This window comes from Bradyrhizobium sp. WYCCWR15520 (genome assembly GCF_056174665.1).
Map to the genome: position 1 here is coordinate 1 of NZ_JBWBWM010000051.1, position 18,411 is coordinate 18,411.

Consider the following 18,411-nt stretch of genomic DNA (forward strand, 5'->3'; position numbering starts at 1 on the left):
TCGAAAATGAAGCAAAATCGCCTCCGAGACACCGCCTACGGCGTCGTTCAGACCTCGGAAGTCGCCGCATCCTCGCGCCGATCAAGAAAATCGCTCCTGCAATCAGCTTTTTCAGCAGCCTGCTAGACCTAGTTCCTAATCATACATCCGATCAACACCCCTGGTTTGTTGAAAGCAGAGCATCTCGCCATAACCCGAAACGCGATTGGTTTATCTGGCGTGATCCGGCTCCAAACGGCGGGCCTCCAACTAACTGGCTTTCAGAATTTGGAGGAAGCGCGTGGGAATTCGATCCGAACACTAATCAGTATTATTGTCATACTTTCTTGTCCGCACAGCCCGACTTAAACTGGCGCAATCCCGCCGTTCGCAACGCCATCCACGACGTCATGCGCTTTTGGCTCAGACGTGGTGTCGATGGATTCCGCGTAGATGCCGTCTGGTATCTCATTAAGGACGATCAGTTTCGCAACAATCCCCCGAATCACGAATTCCGGCCCGGTGGGCTTCCTCGCGATGCGCTAATCCCACTTTATACAGCTGACTTGCCCGAAGTTCATGATGCGATTAGCGGTATGCGGCAAGTGACAGACGAATTTTCCGATCGGGTGCTACTGGGAGAAATTTATCTTCCGATCGAGCGCCTCGTCGCGTACTACGGTCGCGATTTGGATGGAGTCCACTTTCCGTACAACTTTGCGCTCCTTACGGCCAAATGGGAAGCACGCTTGCTCGCACGGCTGATCGATGAGTATGAGGCCGCTCTTCCGTCGGGAGGGTGGCCGAATTGGGTTCTGGGCAACCACGACCGACCGCGCCTCGCAACCCGAATCGGGGCGGACCAAGTGCGCGTCGCTGCAATGCTTCTGATGACATTGCGCGGAACGCCAACCCTCTACTACGGTGACGAGATCGGCCTTCAGCAGGCGGCTATTTCCCCGGATCAGGTTCGGGACCCGTTCGAAAAAAACGTTCCAGGGATCGGGGTAGGTCGTGACGGGTGCCGCACCCCGATGCAATGGGATGCCACGAAATCTGCCGGTTTCTCGGACGCGGATCCCTGGCTGCCTGTGGCCGACAATTTTCGTGATGAAAACGTGGACTATTTCCGCAAGGATAAAGGATCGCTCTATTGGTTATATCGTCAGCTGATCGATCTCCGGCGCAATCATATTGCTCTCACGGAGGGCTCGTACACGCCTTTAAAGGCCAGCGGCGATCTGTTGCTGTTCTATCGTGAGCTGAGCGAGGAGCGGTTGTTGGTGGCGTTGAACATGGGACCTGTGCCTATCTCATTTCCTGATGAAAGCTTATCAGGGCGTGTCATTCTATCTTCGTTTCTAGACCGCGGGGGGGAGGAGGTGCTGGACAGTATCGATTTACGCGGCAATGAAGGGTTGCTCGTGAAAGTGGGTGTCGGACGCGCTCAAGTAGGAACATTAAGCAATTCCGAACGTTGGGTGCGTTACTGGACATCAGGCGGTTCGCGCGGGGGTGAAAACTAAGATGAGAATCGCGCAGATTGCCCCGCTGATGGAGAGTGTGCCCCCAATCTCTACGGTGGGACTGAGCGGATCGTTTCCTACCTCACGGAAGAATTGGTCAAATTAGGCCACGACGTTACCTTATTCGCCAGCGGCGATTCAGTAACCTCGGCAAAATTAGTGAGCTGCGTTCCTAAAGCACTTCGGCTGGACGCCAAAGTCTGTGACGTCATTCCATACTACATGCTCATGCTCGACCGGGTGCGGCGCCAGTCGCACCAGTTCGATATTCTTCACTTCCACATCGACTATTTGCACTTCCCACTTTTCCGAGACATGTCCTCGCGTGTCCTACACTCTTCACGGGCGGTAGGATCTTCCTGATAACAAGCCGATTTACATTGGTTTTGATGAAATGCGTTTGATCTCCATTTCTGACAGCCAACGCACACCGATCTCAATCGGAAACTTCGCCAAAACGATTTATCACGGTCTCCCTGAAACAGATCTTAAGCTGACCCTGCATCCCCGAGGTGGCTATCTTGCTTTTCTTGGTCGAATTGCTCCCGAGAAGGGTCCCGAAACCGCTATTCAGATCGCACGATCCGCCGGTATCCCACTAAAAATGGCCGCGAAGATTGATCGGGTGGACGAACAATACTTCGCGAACGGATCGCTCCATTGCTGGATCAACCGGGCATCGAATTCATTGGCTAAATCAACGAACATCAGAAAGCAAAATTTCTGGGTGAAGCCTCCGGTTTGCTATTCCCGATTGATTGGCCGGAGCCATTTGGCCTAGTAATGATTGAGGCGATGGCATGCGGCACGCCGGTTCTCGCTCACAATCGAGGCTCGGTGTCGGAAATCATCGAGGATGGCAAAACGGGCATCGTGGTCCAGTCGAAGGACGAGGCGATCAAGAAATTACCCCATCTTCTGACTTTGGATCGACGGAGAATCCGGCATGAGTTCGAGCGACGTTTTTCGTCTCAACGAATGGCCCATGATCACGTTGGACTGTATCAAGAGCTAATAGGGGCCGAGTGTCTCCAAAGCGATTTTCCAAGTGATGCACTCGCTCAGCAAGCGGATGAGTCGAGGTCCGCCATTTCGATGACCGAGGTGGCCGGCGCCAGCAGCGCGGCGAATTGAAACGGCTGAGGCAAACGCGCCGATTAATCCAATGAGCCGCTCTCGCGGAACAGCGCGCCGGCGTTTAGATGATTAACGAGAAGCACATCGCGAACTCTGTGCGGGAGCCCGAGCGGTCGGCGCTGTAAGCGCTTCCGGGCGAGACGTCGATGGACCAACATTAGGCGCTTTCGGCGTTAGCCTGGTTCCAACAGCACCGGTAAACTGACCGCACAGGACTCTTACCGACCACGGTTAGTCGGCAATTTCGCAACTAAAGCGTTAGGAACGATCAGAGTCATCGCCGGTTCACTTAGCAGGTGCAACATCTCCCAGATCATCTGGATTTCGTGCACGCGCTCTCCGAGTACCATTATGATTTCAGCCAACGCTAGACGCCTGCCTTCCATCCGGGTTCAACGTCGCAACGCAAAGGCACCTTCCTTCGCGGCAGCATCGGCGGTTGCGATCGGAGCCCTCGCCGCAATTGCCCTAGTTAACCGCCAACTTGAGATGAACGCGGAGCATGACAATCCGGCCCCCGGTCGCTTCCTCGACGTTAATGGCGTTCGGCTGCACTATGTTGAACGGGGCTCAGGCGAACCGCTGATCCTGTTGCACGGTAATGGCAGCATGATTGACGATTTCGAATCCAGCGGTCTAATTGATCTTGCAGCTAAGAACTACCGGGTAATCGTCTTCGACCGTCCCGGCTTTGGCCACAGCGACCGCCCGCGCAACGTAGTCTGGACGCCGGATGCCCAGGCCGAACTGATCATAAACGCCCTCGAGCGGCTCAACGTTTCCAACGCCATCGTTCTTGGCCACTCATGGGGCGCTTCGGTTGCCGTGGCACTGTCCCTAAAGTATCCTGATCTAGTTCGCGGACTGGTCCTTGCCTCGGGCTATTACTATCCGACTGCGAGACTTGACGTCATCGCGATGGGCACGCCGGCCTTGCCGCTGATCGGGGACATTCTCAGTCATACCTTGGCGCCGCTGATCAGCCGCGCGATTTGGCCGCTGATGATGGCGAAAATCTTCGGTCCTCAATCCGTGCCGGAAAAGTTCCGGGCGTTTCCGAAGGAGATGGCGCTGCGTCCTTCACAGATCCGGGCATCGGCGGCTGAGTCGGCTATGATGATTCCCGACGCCTTCACGCTGCGCAATCGGTATGCGGATTTGAAGATGCCCGTAGTCATCATTGCGGGCGAGCAAGACCGGTTGATCGATATCGACACACAGTCAGCCCGGCTTCATTCCGACGTTCGACAAAGTAAATTTCACCGCGTTGTCGGTAACGGCCACATGATCCAGCAGACCGCAACAGATCAGCTATTATCCGCTATACGCGAGGTGGCGGCCGTGCCGACGAAGTTCAGCACCGCGGCCGAATGACCCCTCTGTGGCATTCATCGCATGCAAAGAGGCAGCCTCAAGACGTGCTTAGCCCGGCGAGGGAAGGCAGCAGCTTCGAGCGCTCGACTAAGCACACACGCAGCGCTAGTCGCGAGAAGACGCGGTCGCACCCCTTAACGCGGCGTGCGCCCCGTTGTCCTCCTTGCAACATCAACCGATATAAATCGCTCTTTGTCCGCTCGGCTACTGTCCGGCCCATGCTATCGTGCCGATTTTAGGCGACCGGCCTGTAAGGGCGCGCGACGCTGTCAGCTCGCCTGGGTTAATGGCGACCAGGTCGGCGTCGATTTCTTCGGCCGGGCAAGAAGAGAATCGTCTCGGTTCGATGATTTAGGCAAGCCAAGCTAGAGCTATTAGGAACAGGATTTCAACGCCCCAGTTACTCTAGTCTCTTGCCAAGGCCCTTGTTGAAGCCGGCGGTGACGGTGAGACGTTTACTTCGCTTGCATTGGGAGGCCGTGGCACGGTCAACTTATTACTTTGATTTTTACCAAGTTGACTTGGTCATCGTCGATGAGCAGGGCATGGAGCTGCGGGACATTTTAGCTGCGCAAGAAGAGGCCGCGCGAGCCGTGGCTGATTTCGCGGGAGATGCCATTCGTGCGGATGACTCGCGGGGTCATCGAGTTGCGCGACGCGCAGGGCCCAGTGATGGACGTCAAGTTTTCGTATCGCACGCAGGCGGTAAGGTAGCCGTCTCCCAGCAAAAATCTGCCAGATGGTCTAGGTCGGTGGCGCGCTTGACGACGCGCAAGGTCGGGCAATCTACTTGGACTGCCCGACTGTAATTGCGAGTAATACACCCAAGTTCCTCGCCACTCTCTTCACCTCCAGCTCCTGCGCCTTCTCGGGTAGGCGGCCAGCGTAAAGGCTCATCCTCTCGTAACGGCTCCAATTACTCGCGTAATCACAAACGAGCGTGAATCATTGACATAAATGCCGATCGAAGGTCGAAGCTTGGCCGGTACGTCTGCATCAAGGGCGTCCCGGCCATGTTGCGGGAATTAAAGCGAACATTTTCCATTTGGCTTCTCGACGGGCTCCTTCTACTTGGGTTTTTATTATTGTCGGCCATGAGGATTTCTTTGAAATCATTAACAAGCTTGAACGGGATTACGGCAGCTATACTAACTATGATTACCGACTTCAGCGGAGCGACCCTTGAGCGGATGTTCCTGGGAAAGCGTCTATGTTGTTTTCCGGCGGGGCGCCCGGTCTCGACGTCGCGTGATCTGCGTCCGTCACGACTCCCGTAGCCTCAATACAAAGCTTGACGGTCTCGCTCATACTTGTGGCCGCAAGGTCCGCTTTTGCGCCTTCCCGCAACGAGGCTAACCCGGCAGGGTCAACTTCCTTGGCCCAACAACCTAGAATAATAGTTGCATTGGGGAACTTCCGCCTAAGACGTCGACCCGAGTAGCGCATGTGTGCTGGACCCTCGGCATCGAGGTAGACCAAGCAACGCGGGTAATATCTAGGCGGAAGATATTCGTTGTGGAAAGGGCTTCTGCCTCCTCGAAGCGCGCCGCCAGGCCATGCACTCGAGAGATGAGCCAGCATAATCGCGGTGGCCTCGTCAATGAGACTGCGTCCAGCCACGCAGAGAACTGGATGCTCAGCTTGCCAATCCGCCGGCAGGTTTTCCTTGAGAATTGGCAAATCCGCAATTGTCGGACTTTGGTCGACACTTTCTACCGCAGACGATGCTTCTGCATCGGTGGTCAACTCGCCCGTTGGCGGCGGGCGGTCATCCTGTTCGGAGAGATCAGGGCCCGCAGGCTTTCAAGTGCGCTAGGATCGGTCTGCCGCGTACCGAGAGCACTAAAAAAGCCGCTCGGGCATTACTCCGCGCGACTCTGATAACTGCCGTTTCCGGTTCTACCGCCCATACCAACTGGCGAAGTGCGCAAAGGTTTCGTGCTACCGAAAAGAATGCTCAGTCCGGAAAATGTTCTAGTTCGGGCTGGTCGGGACGGGCGTTGGCCACGAACCCTTCGGATGCGCAAGTCTGATTTGCCGTCGACTTAGCATATAGCTGATTGACGTCTAGGCTCTGATTATTGAGCGTCAATGGAGCCGCGTCTATTTGTTTGCGCAACATCCGGCTCACCTTCTCGAATGTTTTCAATTACCTCTGGCTCGCTTTCGTCAATCGAAGCTTCGTCAATCGAAGCGAGTTCGGTTTTGTGTCATGAATTGCTCTCAAGAGTTCGTCAAGTTTTGCAAGGACTGCCAGTGTGTCGCGCCGTCCCGCTCGTTGTATAAACAGCGTCATGGCCCATACCACCAAGGTGGTAATCGCAGGCCAGCCGAAGCTTGCCGGCTCAAAAATGAAAAGGCGTTTGGTCCCTTCTCAGCGCCGCAGCCACTGGATTAGGCTGCCCACGTACCAGCCTACGATGCCGGCGATAAGAAAGAGAACGGCTATCGACGGGAGCGCCACTTCGGGACTTAGCTGATCGATCCAGTCCAGATACCTCATCGTTCGATCTTCCAAAGCGGAGGGTCCGATTCCTTCCCTAAACCGCCCATCCGCAGCATTGGGCGCGCTGCGGAATCACCGCGCGAAGTGTGAGGGCGCCGATCGACCGTGCGCTCTTCTTAGATCGCGCGTCGACGTCCTGCGACCATGCCGTTGTCTCCCGGCATGATGAACTTGGCAATCATACCCGCTACAAAGCCGATTATAATCGTCCATAAAATACCCATGTCATGTTCCTTCGGTTGAAGGTTAGGCGGGGATACGGCCGTCGGGCGTATATTGATCGATGGCCGAAGGGAGTTCTCGGGAAAGCCGCGCCAAGAGTTCTTCTTGCGACAGCCCGGTTTGTTGCTCGAGTGCGGCCAGTACATCTGAGCCAATGGCTTGCTTTAGCTGGGGTGGGGGAAGTTCTTTATTGGGACCTTTGTTGATCCACGACTCCGCCGCATCGCCTTGTCCATTCTGCTTGAACCGATCCAGCAGTTCTCCCAGTCCGCCGCCTAATAGGCCACCAACACCACCCCCAGCGGCGGCACCACTTAAGCTGCCGAGGAGGCCTCCTAGCGGCCCTTGCTGAGTACTGGCCCCGGGCTGCGTATTGTTTCCGGCTCCCTTGAGCAACTCCGCCAACTTGTCCCTGTTCTGATAACCTGCCAGAGCGAGCAAGCCCAATAACGCCGTCATTGATGGCATTCCACGTGACATATTTCGCTCCTGTAGCTGAATACTCCGGCAGCAACGTTCCAGGTCGGCTTGCGTTCCAGTTCACTCCTAGCCGCGACGAACTTGCCTCTTGTTGGCGATGTCATCCACCGAGCGTGACGCGTCCGCTGCCCTAGGCGGTCTGTCCGGCAGGGCCTAGTCCCAGAGAGCTCCTCAAACTGTGCATTCGTCATGCCCGTGCAGCTTCAAAGCCGCTCCAGGCTCGGTTGCCACACATTACCACCAGGCCGAAACGATATGGGCACTTAAGATTTGAAGTGCGTTTGCGGGCGTCGGGCTACGATGCGTTGCCTGACGCCCGCCGTGGTCGCTGGGGTCAGTGCGAGGCCCTGGGGGAGCTGATGACGGTAGGAACGACCGCCCCAGCTTGACCAGCGAAGAACGCGGCTAGCGCGCCTAGCAGGAGCGCCAGAGCGCCGAACAGGGCACCTCGCGAGACAGCTTTTGCAGTGGCGTCTGCAGCTTCCTTTGCCTGCTGCTTAGTCTTCGCGACCATGTCCTTGTACTGTTGCTGATACTGCGCGATTTGAGCCTTAGCCTGATCGGCAGAAATATTCTGCGCCTTAGCTAGAGCTTCAGCGGCCTTGTCGGTAGCGGCTGCTTGCTGCCCTGGGTCGCCCGACAGAGCAGCCCGTACCGAAGTAGCAGCGGCATCGCGAAGCGCCGCGGGATCCTGGCCACCTGATGCACTTCGAACCTGACCCTCAATGCTAGCCAACGGATCATTCATGCTGTTCAGTGAAGGGGCAGCTGTTTGCACGGCAGTCTGTACGGAACCACCGACCGCTTTGCCGGCGCCGCCCAACACGCTCGTCGCTCCACTAACGGCCCCACCGATCAAGCCACTGGCCGCTGACGACACTAGGTAGACGACAATCAGCGTTGAAACTGCCCAGGCAATCAAACCATGGTAGGCGGTTGTGGAGTGGGACGGCTTGCCAGATAAACGACCGGCCAAGTAGCCGCCGATGCCCGCCGCGACAATTCCAGATATTACCCACCAAAGGCCTGCGCCGATTGAGATCGAACCAACGCTTGGGCTGTCGCCGGCAACCGCATCGATGGTAGAAAGTCCGATCCCAATTCCGATCATGTTTAGGATCAACTGGACGACTAGGCCAATGATGGCGCCGGCGAAAACGGCGCCCCACGAGATTTCATTGAGCATGATGGTTCGGACATCGTCCGATGCCGAAACGCGCGTCGTTTGAGGAGGCGCCCGTTCGGGCGTAGCTGTTTGATAGACTGTCATGTTTGTTCTCACAAAAAACGAGGTCCACCCACCGGATGGCAGGAGAGTAGAAGAGTAAAAAGTTGCACCTGCTGATTTAGAGCACCGCGTAGAGGCCGATCTCGCACAAGTTGGCTACGAGAGACCCGCGCTTGCCGAGTTCTCATCTGAACAAGGGATGAAGCCCTTTGTTCCTATGTCGCATTCCGCCAATCGTCCCCCTAGAGATGGCCCGAACTCCGTGAGGAGGCCGGGGCCTAGGTTAGCGTTATCTCCGGTAGGGCATACGCGACCAAGTCACTTCGCGAGCAGGGTTCCAGAAAGGGCTTGCCGCTTAATTGCGGTAGCGGATGGCTAAGACGATGAATATCGACGGGACGCGGCGGAGTGTAGCGATGTGGCGGAAAACGCCATGACCCCCCTACAAGGAGGCCCGGTTGAGCCGAGGGCAGAATCGAAATAGGAACGGAATGCTGATGGAAGTATTATTTGCCGCAACGAGGTAGGCCATGACAAGTTGCGCGGCACTAATGGCTGCCTATTTCGGTGGAATGCAGATCGCAGATGTCGACAGATCAAAAGTTTACGACGTGCCGGCGGCCGTCATAACCCGTATGACAGTCATTGAGCGCGCAACCGCCAAAGGTTGCGCCTTACGTTACGGAATTCGGTATCGCGTGCACCAATAGTTGTGCTGTCGCTGCTCTGGTACAGAAATCCGGCTCTCGACAATTTATAATTACCGTAGGGCGCCGTCGACCTGGACTTCCCCGTGTTACGTATGCGTAATCGCATGCGTTCGCAGAAGGCGCGGGAATCCGGAGCACGCAAATAGGCGTAAAGCCCCCGAGACTCGAAGGGGAGCTAAATATCAGCGAAGTTTATTGGCTCCAGCAACTTAAGTCTCTCGATGAATGCAAAATCCTGCGCCACTAAATCTGAGCCGATATCGCGCCGGTATCGCACATTCGGAACGACAATTTTCTCCGCTAGCACAGTAGCTTTGTTTCGAGCAGTCTCGATTGTACTTGCGGTAGCAGTGGCCACCATTGTCCAGCCATATTGGCCCGACGTGATAAGTTGTCCATCGAGCAGGCCAACCTCACCATAATAGAGATGGTCCAGCTCGGTTGCCATTAGCTGCCCGTCGAATACCACGGGCAAGCCAACGGGCTCGTCCACGGCTTTGCGATCATAGGGGAACGGCGGAATCGTCAAAACGATGGCCGCGCAGAACCCTGGACGCATTCGCACACGCCCTTTGTGGCCCGTCATTACAGCAAAAAGATCCGCCCAGTTCGTCTCTTGCAGGGGGCCTAAGACAGCAGAACCCGGATAGCCGAAGCGACAGGTGAACTCGAGGGGCCAGATGCCGGACCTATTAACGATAGTGTTTAGATTTATATAGCCCCGGTAGCCACCCGCTGACAACAAAGGCGCTATTGGCTTCAGCGTCTGCTCGAAAAACGTTTCAGATCGATCAAAGGTCGCAATGGTGCCCATCTCGCCGGTCAATTCGCCAAGGTTTCCAGGAAAAAATTTCTTATGCTCCCAATCGAGGCAGGCCCTTCCGACGAACTGCTCGCCGTCGAAATAGGCACCGACGCCCATCTCTACGCCCTCGACATGTTTCATCAATATAAAACTGAGGTCATTCCCAAATTGCGACGCCTTGGCCTGCAAGACCGCGCGCACGTCTGTCCCATCGCAAAGCTTGCCTACATAATTGTCTCTTGAACCGAAATTCTGCCCATTAAACTTCAGCACCTAACGGCCCGGATGGTCCGTCAAAAACTGACTGCCGCTCGCTACATCGGCAAATTCTTCAACTTTGGCCGTCTGAAGTCCGATGTCAGCGAGGATCCGCTGAGCGAATGCCCTGTCGTTTTCGAGGCGGTCGCCGTATGCACTTCCGTCTATAACTTGAAAGGCGTAGGCGATCCCGAAGTTCGCCTCGAGATTTCGCAACGTTTTCGAACGGGATGATGCCGTCGTCTCCCGAAGACTTAATCCAATCGAGCTCGCGTTCCCAGTCTGACGTATGTTCGACCAGACCGCTCATGGTACCATTGAGCCAATGGTTCGGCGACATGAACTTTCACCTCATGCCCATCAGCAAGAAGTCGCATGTACAGCGCACCGAGATCGCATGTATCGCCTATTCCCAGAAAGCGCATCGATTATCAGATTCCGAACTCGGTCCGGTAGCGTTCAAAGCAACGCGCCCCGCATTGCAATCGCATCAGGGCACCCTCAGCGATGGCAATAGCTACCTCAGGAGTTAGAGTTATTAGAGGCTTGATGGCTTCGGTGTTCCAAGCCATTGAGTGTTTCACATCGAGCACGGCGTGAAGGGCGAAGTAGTGTCTGTTGCCGGCCCTGACGCCGAGCCGCTTTAGACCCGCCGACGTTGCAGCCGAACGTGCAGGCGCGGTCATTTCGATCACCCCGAGGGCGCCCACCGAATGGTACGCGTAACGCCGGTTAGCCGCGAGTCCGGCCATGGTGTTTGCGAAAGCTAATGCTTCGGTCACGGTTGTTTCCGGCAACGGATGGAGTTCAAGGTGGGTGGATAATGCGGCGAGCAGGGGTCCATGCATGGCTTTTGGATACCCGCGTCCCATTTCATCCAATAGTTCCTCGCTAACTCAAGTTTCGGCTGCATTGGAAGCTTTAACTGCGTCAATGCGGTGAGATCTTCAAAACCCGCCTCGCCAGCGACCTCTTGCGTTAAGAACCACTTCATTTGGTCCATTTAACAGTCGTCGGTGAGCCAGGGGAAAAGCGGGTCGTTTTGGCCAGGACCGCTGTTTTTGAGCTCCTCGAACCACTCGATGAACATCTGCGGATCTGTTGGTGCCCGGGCCGCGCGGTCGGCGATCGACGTTCGAGCTTCTTCTAGAAAGTCACCTTCAATCAACGCCAGCGCCGCAGTTTCGGAAATCTCGTCTTTCCAATTTGATGAAGGCAGGTCCGGATTGAAGCGCAGACTGTTCAGCCGATTAAGCTGAAACTGCCGGCTCCTTTCTTTATCTCGTGGCGAAGCGCGTACAGTATCTAACATTCGTGTACTCCGGGTTTTCTTGCTATCAATACGACAGCCGCAATTCGATCAACTGTGCGGTATGATTCAGTTTCTAGCTCTTCTCCAAAGACGTCTGGATCCACTTCTTCGTAGGACCAGAGAAGATCGCAGCCGCGGAAGCATCGTTCGACGGTTTGAAGAAAGAGATCGTTCCCGTCGACAATAGGCGACCCCGTGTACAACAGCAGCGTTCCTCCTTGGGAAAGCTTGTCTATTGCTGTCTCAGCTATGCGGACAGAAAGCGCACTTCCAAGCGAACCCCCTCCGTGGCGATAGGCCCGTTGCAGCGGGTCATTCAGGTAGGGCGGGTTGGCGACGATGAAATCGAACGTGCCCGCAATATTCGCGAATAGTTCGCTGAACAAAGCTATCGCCCTCACACCCGCCGCGTGTGCATTGACTTGTGCCAGCCGAAGCGCATTTTCGTTTATGTCGGTCATAAGCAACTCGTCACACTTGGCGTTCTTCGACGCAACGATCGCCCCGGCGCCTGTCCCACAGCCAATGTCCAAGACTCGGTGAAAACGGCGAGGTTCTGCGCATAAGTTGCTTCTAATGGCTCTGGCAAATCGATACGTATCGGGTCCAAAAAAGACTGCGTCAGCAGATCGCGTGGGAAACGCCGAATGCGCAAACAATTCGCCTTGCAGCGTAGACACCCGCACATCGCTCATCTCCCGTCACCTTCGTCTCTAAGAGCGCTGAACAGGGCCGCCGGCAGTAAGCTCCTTGCGAAAGGTCATGGAGTTCAATCCGGCGCAAAGTCCGATGTTCCTATTATTAGGAACTAACCACACGCGCGGCTGTTCGGAAGTTATGAACGAGCAAGATCTAAAAGATAAGGTCGAGGCCAACTTACCCAGGACCGCGCGGGTGTCGCTAGCCGTATGCGACTTCGGTAAGCGAGGGCGCGGGATCGTGGCGCTCGAAGACTTGGAACGCGGGCAACTGACGGAGCGGCCTCCCGTTCTTATCATTCCCTCTCATGAGCGGGCGACACTGGATCGTACTGTGATTTTCACATACGTCTTCATGTGGGAGCACAACACGGTAGAACAGGACCTGTACAATCATTGCGGTCGCTCAGCGATCGCGCTTGGATACACTAGCTTGCTGAGTCACTCCTTCGAGCCAAACTGTGACTTTGTGCGCCATATAGATGCGCTGCTAATTGACGTGTTCGCGAAGCGTGCGATCAGGGCCGGTGAGGAGCTCACGATTGATTATAAAATGACGCTTTGGTTTGAACCCGCTCAGATCTGAGGAAAAGAGATGGACAGAGATCCCTACGAAGCTGCAATCGAGCAGATCCTGCCAAGGAGCCGACGGCGATGTTCGATTGGCGCTCCGAACTGTGCTGATCCAGAACCTGCAACTGCCGCGTTGCAAACGCTTGCGCAACGGCAGCCAACATTCGGCGACCTCGACGAAGCGAGTAAAGGGACGCTGAACTAAAACGGACGGCCTGCCCTGTTTCAGACGCCCGCCGCGGCATCGCCCAACGTTTAAAAAGAGCTATCCGTGTTGCAGAAATCGTCCGTAGCGCGGATACTGATACTGGCCTAATTCTCCACCGAGGAGTAGGGTAGTTCCATCACCGCACTGCCCTTGGCCTCTATCGGTGACTGCGAGCATTTCCGGCTCCCGCCTCCAAATGGGAGCACTGCTTTGCCCGATTATCGCGTCTACATCATTGGTCACGACGGCCACTTCCAAGCCTCCACAGCCCTTCCAAACTGTCCCAACGATGATGCTGCGATTGCAGCCGCCCAACCGCTGGCTGATGGGCATGACGTGGAGCTTTGGCACCTCGACCGGATGGTGGCCGTGTTCGACCATCGGACCAAAATTATTGAAAAAGTAATCGGCCTCTATGGCGCGCCGGAGGACGTTTTGACGCCAACAAATGATCGACGCGAGTTAGAGCGCCGCCTGGAACAAACGAGGCGCATGGTCTTGCAAGTAGGCGACCCTCAAACCGTCGAGAGTCTCAAGAAACTTGCTGCAGAAATCGAAGAAGAGCTGCGGAAGGCGGATGGTTCTGACGCTGAACCAACCTAATCCCTGGCTGGTCCGGGAGCGGTTGCGGCTCCTGGCACTACTTTAGGAACGACGGTTTTACCCAATCGTTTACCTACGGTGCTGCCAAGGCCGAAGGCGCCAGCGACCGAGAGACCCGTTGCTCCCGCCTGCGTATCGAAGAGCACCGCCACATGATTTTTTACTTCGATATTTATGCCGGAAACGAGCTCCGTATCGATGATGAGGGCATGAATCTCCGTAGCGTGTTGGCAGCGCAAAGAGAGGCTGCGCGCGCTCTGGCGGTTTTCGCTCGAAATGCGATAGGCGTGGAAGGCGCGCGGGGCCAGCGAATGGCAATCTGGGTGCGCGACACTCACGGGCCGGTGATGGAAGTTAACTTTTCGTTCGACATTGCACGAAAGCGATGAGGCCCTGCTCAGTCGAACGAGACCGCATATTTGAAAGAGAGTGTGTCAAGCAAGCATGAAAAAACGCATCAAGCGATTGCGAACCGACCAGCGGCTCGCGCAAGATGCCAGGCAGCTGCGACAAGAAGCAAGCAGCGTTCCCCCGGGCAAAAAACGTGAAAAACTTGCAAGCGCTCGTCAGTTAGCGAAAGCGTCCGCCATCAGCCGTCGGCTGGATGAGGGGCCTTCGGAATAAAGCGCCGAAGGGCGCGCATTCCGCAACTCAAACAAAGGATCGGCCTTGCCCCGTTATTATTTTCACATCAGAAATCACATCGATACGGTTGATTTCATTGGGGCGGAGCTAAAGAACTTGGATGCAGCGTATAAGGAAGCGCTGAAGGACATCGCCGATATCATTAGTGCAAAATCGGATAAGCGCGGCTTACTGTGTCAGATAACGGGCGTGGCATCTGCAAGGTCAATGAGAATGGATCTGGGCTCAAACTTATCGCATCTCTAGCAAGACAAATCGGTTGAACTACCAAACAGGAAAGTTCAGATTCTGGCACAACAACGATCCTCACCTTCCCTTGATACCGTGACTAGCTATTGCCTTGCTTCGTGTCCACCTTTGTGTTGTACGTGAGAAAAAATCAGCATGGATCCGGCAACTCAGACGCACTTTCCATTATCAGCAGGCATCCTGTTTGGATTGGGTTTGGGGGGCTTTTTTGACGGAATCCTGCTCCACCAAGTTCTGCGCTGGCATCACATACTGAGCAACTGGTACCCGGTAAATTCAATTGAAAACTATGAGCTTAACACCCTCTGGGACGGCATCTTTCATAGCGTCACCTACCTTTTTGTAGTCGCGGGATTGTACATCCTTTGGGGGGCTGCTCGAAGTCGTCATCTATATTGGTCGAGCAAGCGCCTCGTGGGATCGATGTTGATCGGGTTCGGGTCCTTCAATGTCGTCGAAGGAATCGTTGATCACCATCTGCTCGGCATCCACCATGTGAACGAAATCGTAGATCCTGCTTATCGTCTCTATTACGATGTCACTTTCCTTATCTGGGGAGCATTGATGCTCATTCTCGGATACATTCTATTAGGGCAGGGACGTGACACCCAATCGGACGGCGCGAATGACAAGAAGCATAGTTAGCCCGATGACCGTTCCGGCGCCCCTTGTCTGCTTTATCTTCGCTCTGCTTATTGTAATCGCGACGGCGCCAGTGTGGCGGTTTGCCGTTTTCGGCGTCAACCCTACATTGGATGATCTACTCACGTTTGTGTGCTCGGCCAGCTCATAGAAGGGATTGGAACACAGAGTTGCCGATGCAATGCGAAGGAGCCGCGACAGCACGATTTAGGAACGTCGAAACATCCCTGACGTTTACGATCGATCCTCGAAGACACGAAAGCACCCTTTTGAAATACGCCTTCATTCTCGGCGTTCTTCTGGCATGTCTTTTGTTAAGCGCCGGGATAGCGGCCAACATCGGCGGTCAAATGCCGGAAATGCGGGGTGCGTGGGTCGCGCGAGCCGTTAGATGAATGGTCGGCAAGCGGTGCTCAACTCGTTGACCGTGTAGTACGGTAGGAGTGGACTCTAACTGTCCCGGCACCAGCTACCGGACGGCTGGCAACACGCGCAGCGCGGCACTCGCAGCTGAGCTCGATTGCCCATATAGCAAAAGCTTGTGACTAGGGGCTTAGTCGATGAGAATTTCCCATGCTTGAAATAGGAAGCATCAAGGGTCACCAACTTTCCGGTATGTTGCCAGAACAGATGCTGACCAATACTGGCCGCTACTGAAAGCCGGTGTTGGCCTCCAATCAAGGTGCCATCATCCGTCGTCTTGGCGATAACGTCGCCCTCTTTGTTCACAATGTTTTTCATAGCCGGACAACTCTTGGATGCCTTTCACACCATTATAAAATCCGGGATCTTTAACTCTGTTCCTAAGTGCGTTCTAAATCGTGCTTGGCTTTTCAAACCTTCTGAGGCCTGCGCCCAATAGGCATTGTTGCAACCATCACATCGGGCCTCCGTTGTAATGCATGACCGACCCAGCAAAAGATAAACGCGCATCGAGTTCTGCCCCGGAGGCCGGGTATAGACTTGACCCTCACACCCCCATTGAAACGACCGACCAACTTCGGATCGCCATCGACCAAGGTTACGCCGGAGATAAGGTGGATGCCACGGACCCCGCCGCCGCTCCTCTCGGAACCGACGACGAAGCGGGAGGTAACCCTAACACGGTAGCGAAGGTGCGATTAGCGGCGGCTCATGAAATTCACGCACGTCCTAGTTCCGCGAGACAACGAGCGTCGGGCCTAGGTACCGCGTGGTGGCTCATCGGATACACCGTACTCTCGGGAGGCTCGATCCTTGCTTCCGCTGTTTGGATTGTGTCAGGTTAAAGACGAAGTGATTCCTCACCAAGCGCCGTGGGGCGCCGACGTGCGGCCTGAGCCGGTGCCGGGACCGGACGAAGGATATCCTCTGCCGGAGGGATTGCGGAAGCCGCGGATGGGCGCGCTCAACAAAGACACCGGACGGCGACCAAAGAAGATTTAGCTGTGTACGGCGACTCGTACACGTGAGTATTTGCTTTCTCGCGTCGCCAACTTGCGTAAGGCCCTGCAGGGTGTGCTCCACACTTGATATAGTCAGAGTAGCTTTCGGCGTTCTCTCGCGACGAGCGGGTACACATACCAGACGGCCAAGAAGACCATAGCTGCTCCGCCTGCGATCATAACAGAGATCGCGCTTCTTTCAGTGATCTAGTACGCCACGACGGCGACGTCGGCGGAAATTCCCAGAGCGAGCGGAAATGCAGCCGCGACCACAAGCCTCGAGCCGATTTCGAAAAACTGCGGGTCGTCCTCGCCATGAAACGCAAGGCGATGCAACGCGGCGGGTGTCATTAGAAGCAACACTGACAGAGCGACGGCCGCCAGAGCGGCGGCGTGCAACCATTTGAACTCGTTAGGTAGGTTGTCGAACGCCTTCGTCAGCGTCGCCACGAACTGAAAACCCAGAAGTGCCTGGCCGCCCGGGATGATGACGCGTGCTTCTGTCAGAAGTTGTTCGATCTTCGTTTTGAGCGACGTCTCGCTCTCCGGCGGCAGAGCTTTCCGCCTTTTACGTAACGAAAAGCCAAGTCCGTAAAGCAGCGAGAGGCCGGTCGCAGTCAGCAAGCCTGCGAAGATCAAGCCTATCTCATTGCGAGCGAAGCGTGCAAAGACCACATATGCCGATGCACCTAGTCCCAGGGTCAGCGGAAGTAGGCTCCAGCCCGCGAACAAGGTCGCCACGCCGAGCGCCTCCTGGAACGTGCGCCCCCGGCAGGCGATCTGGTGGTAGAGAGAAGGGACGATCAGAAGCGCGACGCTGAGGCTTAGCAGGCCAAGCGCGAGTATCTGCATGGTGCGGCCCGCGGCATCGACCTCTGCAAATGGCTCCTGAAAAGCCGCCTGGAAGGCAAAGCCGAACAAGACCTGCGCTCCCAAAATGAGGAGACGGGATTCATCTAGGGCGGTTTTGAGCTTCGCGTCGAGTTCTTTTGACATCGGGCAACAAACTAAGGGATAGCGTAGCGGTTCCTTTGCTCTGCAGAGAGCGAGACAGCGGCTGATTAGGAACCTGGCGATCAGATGCTTCAACTGATTGCGCCGGATGCCGACGAGTCCGAACGGAAGAGCATCCTCAAGGGGCAAGGTGCAATCTATGAAGAGCGGTATCTTCATGGCGTGGAAGCCTTTGATGTGTACCCGACGTATTTCGTTCCCTCGTTCAGCAGGGAGGGCGGATCGCGCTCGCCACCGACTGCAAAGGACCCGCGCTGAAACACTATCTTTCTCTTTTGAAAGTCGACGAGTTATCAGCGCGACCGCATGTGGCGATGACGTCGAGCACGGCAAACCCGATCCACGTCTTGTTGGCGCGGCGCTGAGAAAGCTTCGGATCCCCGGATCTCAAGCAGTCATGGTCGGCGATACGCCATACGACGCCGAAGCCGCCACTGGAGCAGGCGCCGTTGCCGCTGGTGTGCTTACCGGGGGATATTCATTGGAGGCACTCTCAGAGGCTGGCTGCTTTGCCGTGGCCGACAGCCTGCGTGCGCTTCTTCCTAGTCTCGAACACGGGAAAGCAGCCGGGGTCCCAAGTGCCACGAACCAGTCTCGCCGGAGCGCGTAAGAAGCAGGAGCGCTGCTGATCCTTGGATGGCTCGGCTGATACCGCGTCTGCGAATCGAGAACGCAAGCAAAATGACGCTGACTTTCAAGCTATCGTTCAGCGTCTGAAGGCCGACCGTCTTTTAAGAAACAGAGCCTCGCAAGGGACGTGCCGACCGCCGGGGGTGTGTGATCTTGATGAGGGACACGGGCTTGGGATGTTCTTCAGC

Annotated in this window: 18 protein-coding genes and 2 pseudogenes; 11 read left to right on the forward strand and 9 right to left on the reverse strand. The window is 55.7% G+C overall.

Going from position 1 to position 18,411, the window contains the following annotated elements; genetic code table 11:
• The 4 genes and pseudogenes from AC0QUY_RS36845 to AC0QUY_RS36860 all read left to right on the forward strand — a co-directional run.
• Positions 1 to 1,505 (forward strand): alpha-amylase family glycosyl hydrolase (locus AC0QUY_RS36845; RefSeq protein ID WP_475390924.1); only part of this gene is annotated, 1,505 nt, incomplete at its 5' end.
• A gap of 1 nt (position 1,506) precedes the next feature.
• A pseudogene (locus tag AC0QUY_RS36850) lies at positions 1,507 to 2,639 on the forward strand (glycosyltransferase family 4 protein).
• A 354-nt stretch (positions 2,640 to 2,993) separates the two neighbouring features.
• Positions 2,994 to 4,016: an alpha/beta fold hydrolase gene (locus AC0QUY_RS36855; RefSeq protein WP_475390927.1), complete on the forward strand. Its 1,023-nt coding sequence runs from the start codon at positions 2,994 to 2,996 to the stop codon at positions 4,014 to 4,016.
• Positions 4,017 to 4,561: 545 nt separating this feature from the next.
• The gene (locus tag AC0QUY_RS36860) at positions 4,562 to 4,825 is read left to right on the forward strand and encodes a hypothetical protein (RefSeq protein ID WP_475390992.1); all 264 of its coding nucleotides are present in this window, start codon (positions 4,562 to 4,564) and stop codon (positions 4,823 to 4,825) included.
• Positions 4,826 to 6,165: 1,340 nt separating this feature from the next.
• On the opposite strand, the gene AC0QUY_RS36865 is transcribed toward AC0QUY_RS36860, so the two are convergent.
• The 8 genes and pseudogenes from AC0QUY_RS36865 to AC0QUY_RS36900 form a co-directional block, all read right to left on the reverse strand.
• Positions 6,166 to 6,312 (reverse strand): hypothetical protein, encoded by a 147-nt coding sequence (locus tag AC0QUY_RS36865; RefSeq protein ID WP_475390929.1) that lies wholly within the window; start codon positions 6,310 to 6,312, stop codon positions 6,166 to 6,168.
• A 359-nt stretch (positions 6,313 to 6,671) separates the two neighbouring features.
• Positions 6,672 to 6,746, reverse strand: a pseudogene (locus AC0QUY_RS36870) (GlsB/YeaQ/YmgE family stress response membrane protein); the annotation flags it as partial.
• Positions 6,747 to 6,768: 22 nt separating this feature from the next.
• Positions 6,769 to 7,224 carry a YidB family protein gene (locus AC0QUY_RS36875; RefSeq protein ID WP_475390931.1) on the reverse strand — a complete coding sequence of 152 codons (456 nt, stop codon included), beginning with the start codon at positions 7,222 to 7,224 and terminating at the stop codon, positions 6,769 to 6,771.
• A gap of 334 nt (positions 7,225 to 7,558) precedes the next feature.
• A complete protein-coding gene (locus AC0QUY_RS36880; RefSeq protein ID WP_475390933.1) occupies positions 7,559 to 8,494 on the reverse strand; it encodes a PhnA-like protein in 936 nt (311 codons plus the stop codon).
• Between the two features lie 843 nt (positions 8,495 to 9,337).
• Positions 9,338 to 10,240 carry a hypothetical protein gene (locus tag AC0QUY_RS36885; RefSeq protein WP_475390935.1) on the reverse strand — a complete coding sequence of 301 codons (903 nt, stop codon included), beginning with the start codon at positions 10,238 to 10,240 and terminating at the stop codon, positions 9,338 to 9,340.
• A 416-nt stretch (positions 10,241 to 10,656) separates the two neighbouring features.
• A complete protein-coding gene (locus AC0QUY_RS36890) occupies positions 10,657 to 11,106 on the reverse strand; it encodes an iron-containing redox enzyme family protein (RefSeq protein WP_475390937.1) in 450 nt (149 codons plus the stop codon).
• 122 nt (positions 11,107 to 11,228) lie between these two features.
• Positions 11,229 to 11,537, reverse strand: coding sequence for a hypothetical protein (locus AC0QUY_RS36895; protein WP_475390939.1), 309 nt, complete (start codon positions 11,535 to 11,537; stop codon positions 11,229 to 11,231).
• Complete coding sequence (locus AC0QUY_RS36900) at positions 11,531 to 12,232, reverse strand: methyltransferase (protein ID WP_475390941.1); 702 nt, start codon at positions 12,230 to 12,232, stop codon at positions 11,531 to 11,533. Before AC0QUY_RS36900 ends, AC0QUY_RS36895 begins: the two co-directional genes overlap by 7 nt.
• A 67-nt stretch (positions 12,233 to 12,299) precedes the next feature.
• Here AC0QUY_RS36900 and AC0QUY_RS36905 point away from each other — a divergent pair, with 67 nt between their 5' ends.
• From AC0QUY_RS36905 to AC0QUY_RS36930, 6 genes are all read left to right on the forward strand, one after another.
• Positions 12,300 to 12,821, forward strand: a complete 522-nt coding sequence (locus AC0QUY_RS36905; protein ID WP_475390943.1) for an SET domain-containing protein-lysine N-methyltransferase — start codon at positions 12,300 to 12,302, stop codon at positions 12,819 to 12,821.
• 405 nt (positions 12,822 to 13,226) lie between these two features.
• Positions 13,227 to 13,619, forward strand: a complete 393-nt coding sequence (locus AC0QUY_RS36910; RefSeq protein WP_475390945.1) for a hypothetical protein — start codon at positions 13,227 to 13,229, stop codon at positions 13,617 to 13,619.
• A gap of 152 nt (positions 13,620 to 13,771) precedes the next feature.
• Positions 13,772 to 14,008, forward strand: coding sequence for a DUF6894 family protein (locus AC0QUY_RS36915; protein WP_475390947.1), 237 nt, complete (start codon positions 13,772 to 13,774; stop codon positions 14,006 to 14,008).
• A 55-nt stretch (positions 14,009 to 14,063) separates the two neighbouring features.
• The gene (locus AC0QUY_RS36920; RefSeq protein ID WP_475390948.1) at positions 14,064 to 14,243 is read left to right on the forward strand and encodes a hypothetical protein; all 180 of its coding nucleotides are present in this window, start codon (positions 14,064 to 14,066) and stop codon (positions 14,241 to 14,243) included.
• Between the two features lie 45 nt (positions 14,244 to 14,288).
• Positions 14,289 to 14,510: a DUF6894 family protein gene (locus AC0QUY_RS36925; RefSeq protein WP_475390949.1), complete on the forward strand. Its 222-nt coding sequence runs from the start codon at positions 14,289 to 14,291 to the stop codon at positions 14,508 to 14,510.
• 138 nt (positions 14,511 to 14,648) lie between these two features.
• Complete coding sequence (locus AC0QUY_RS36930; protein WP_475390950.1) at positions 14,649 to 15,158, forward strand: DUF2243 domain-containing protein; 510 nt, start codon at positions 14,649 to 14,651, stop codon at positions 15,156 to 15,158.
• A gap of 1,628 nt (positions 15,159 to 16,786) precedes the next feature.
• Here the strand turns inward: AC0QUY_RS36930 and AC0QUY_RS36935 are convergent.
• Entirely contained in the window at positions 16,787 to 17,752 is a 966-nt protein-coding gene (locus AC0QUY_RS36935; protein ID WP_475390951.1) for a DUF6328 family protein, read from the reverse strand.
• A 16-nt stretch (positions 17,753 to 17,768) separates the two neighbouring features.
• Here AC0QUY_RS36935 and AC0QUY_RS36940 point away from each other — a divergent pair, with 16 nt between their 5' ends.
• Positions 17,769 to 18,203, forward strand: coding sequence for an HAD family hydrolase (locus AC0QUY_RS36940; protein WP_475390994.1), 435 nt, complete (start codon positions 17,769 to 17,771; stop codon positions 18,201 to 18,203).
• Positions 18,204 to 18,411 lie beyond the last annotated feature (208 nt).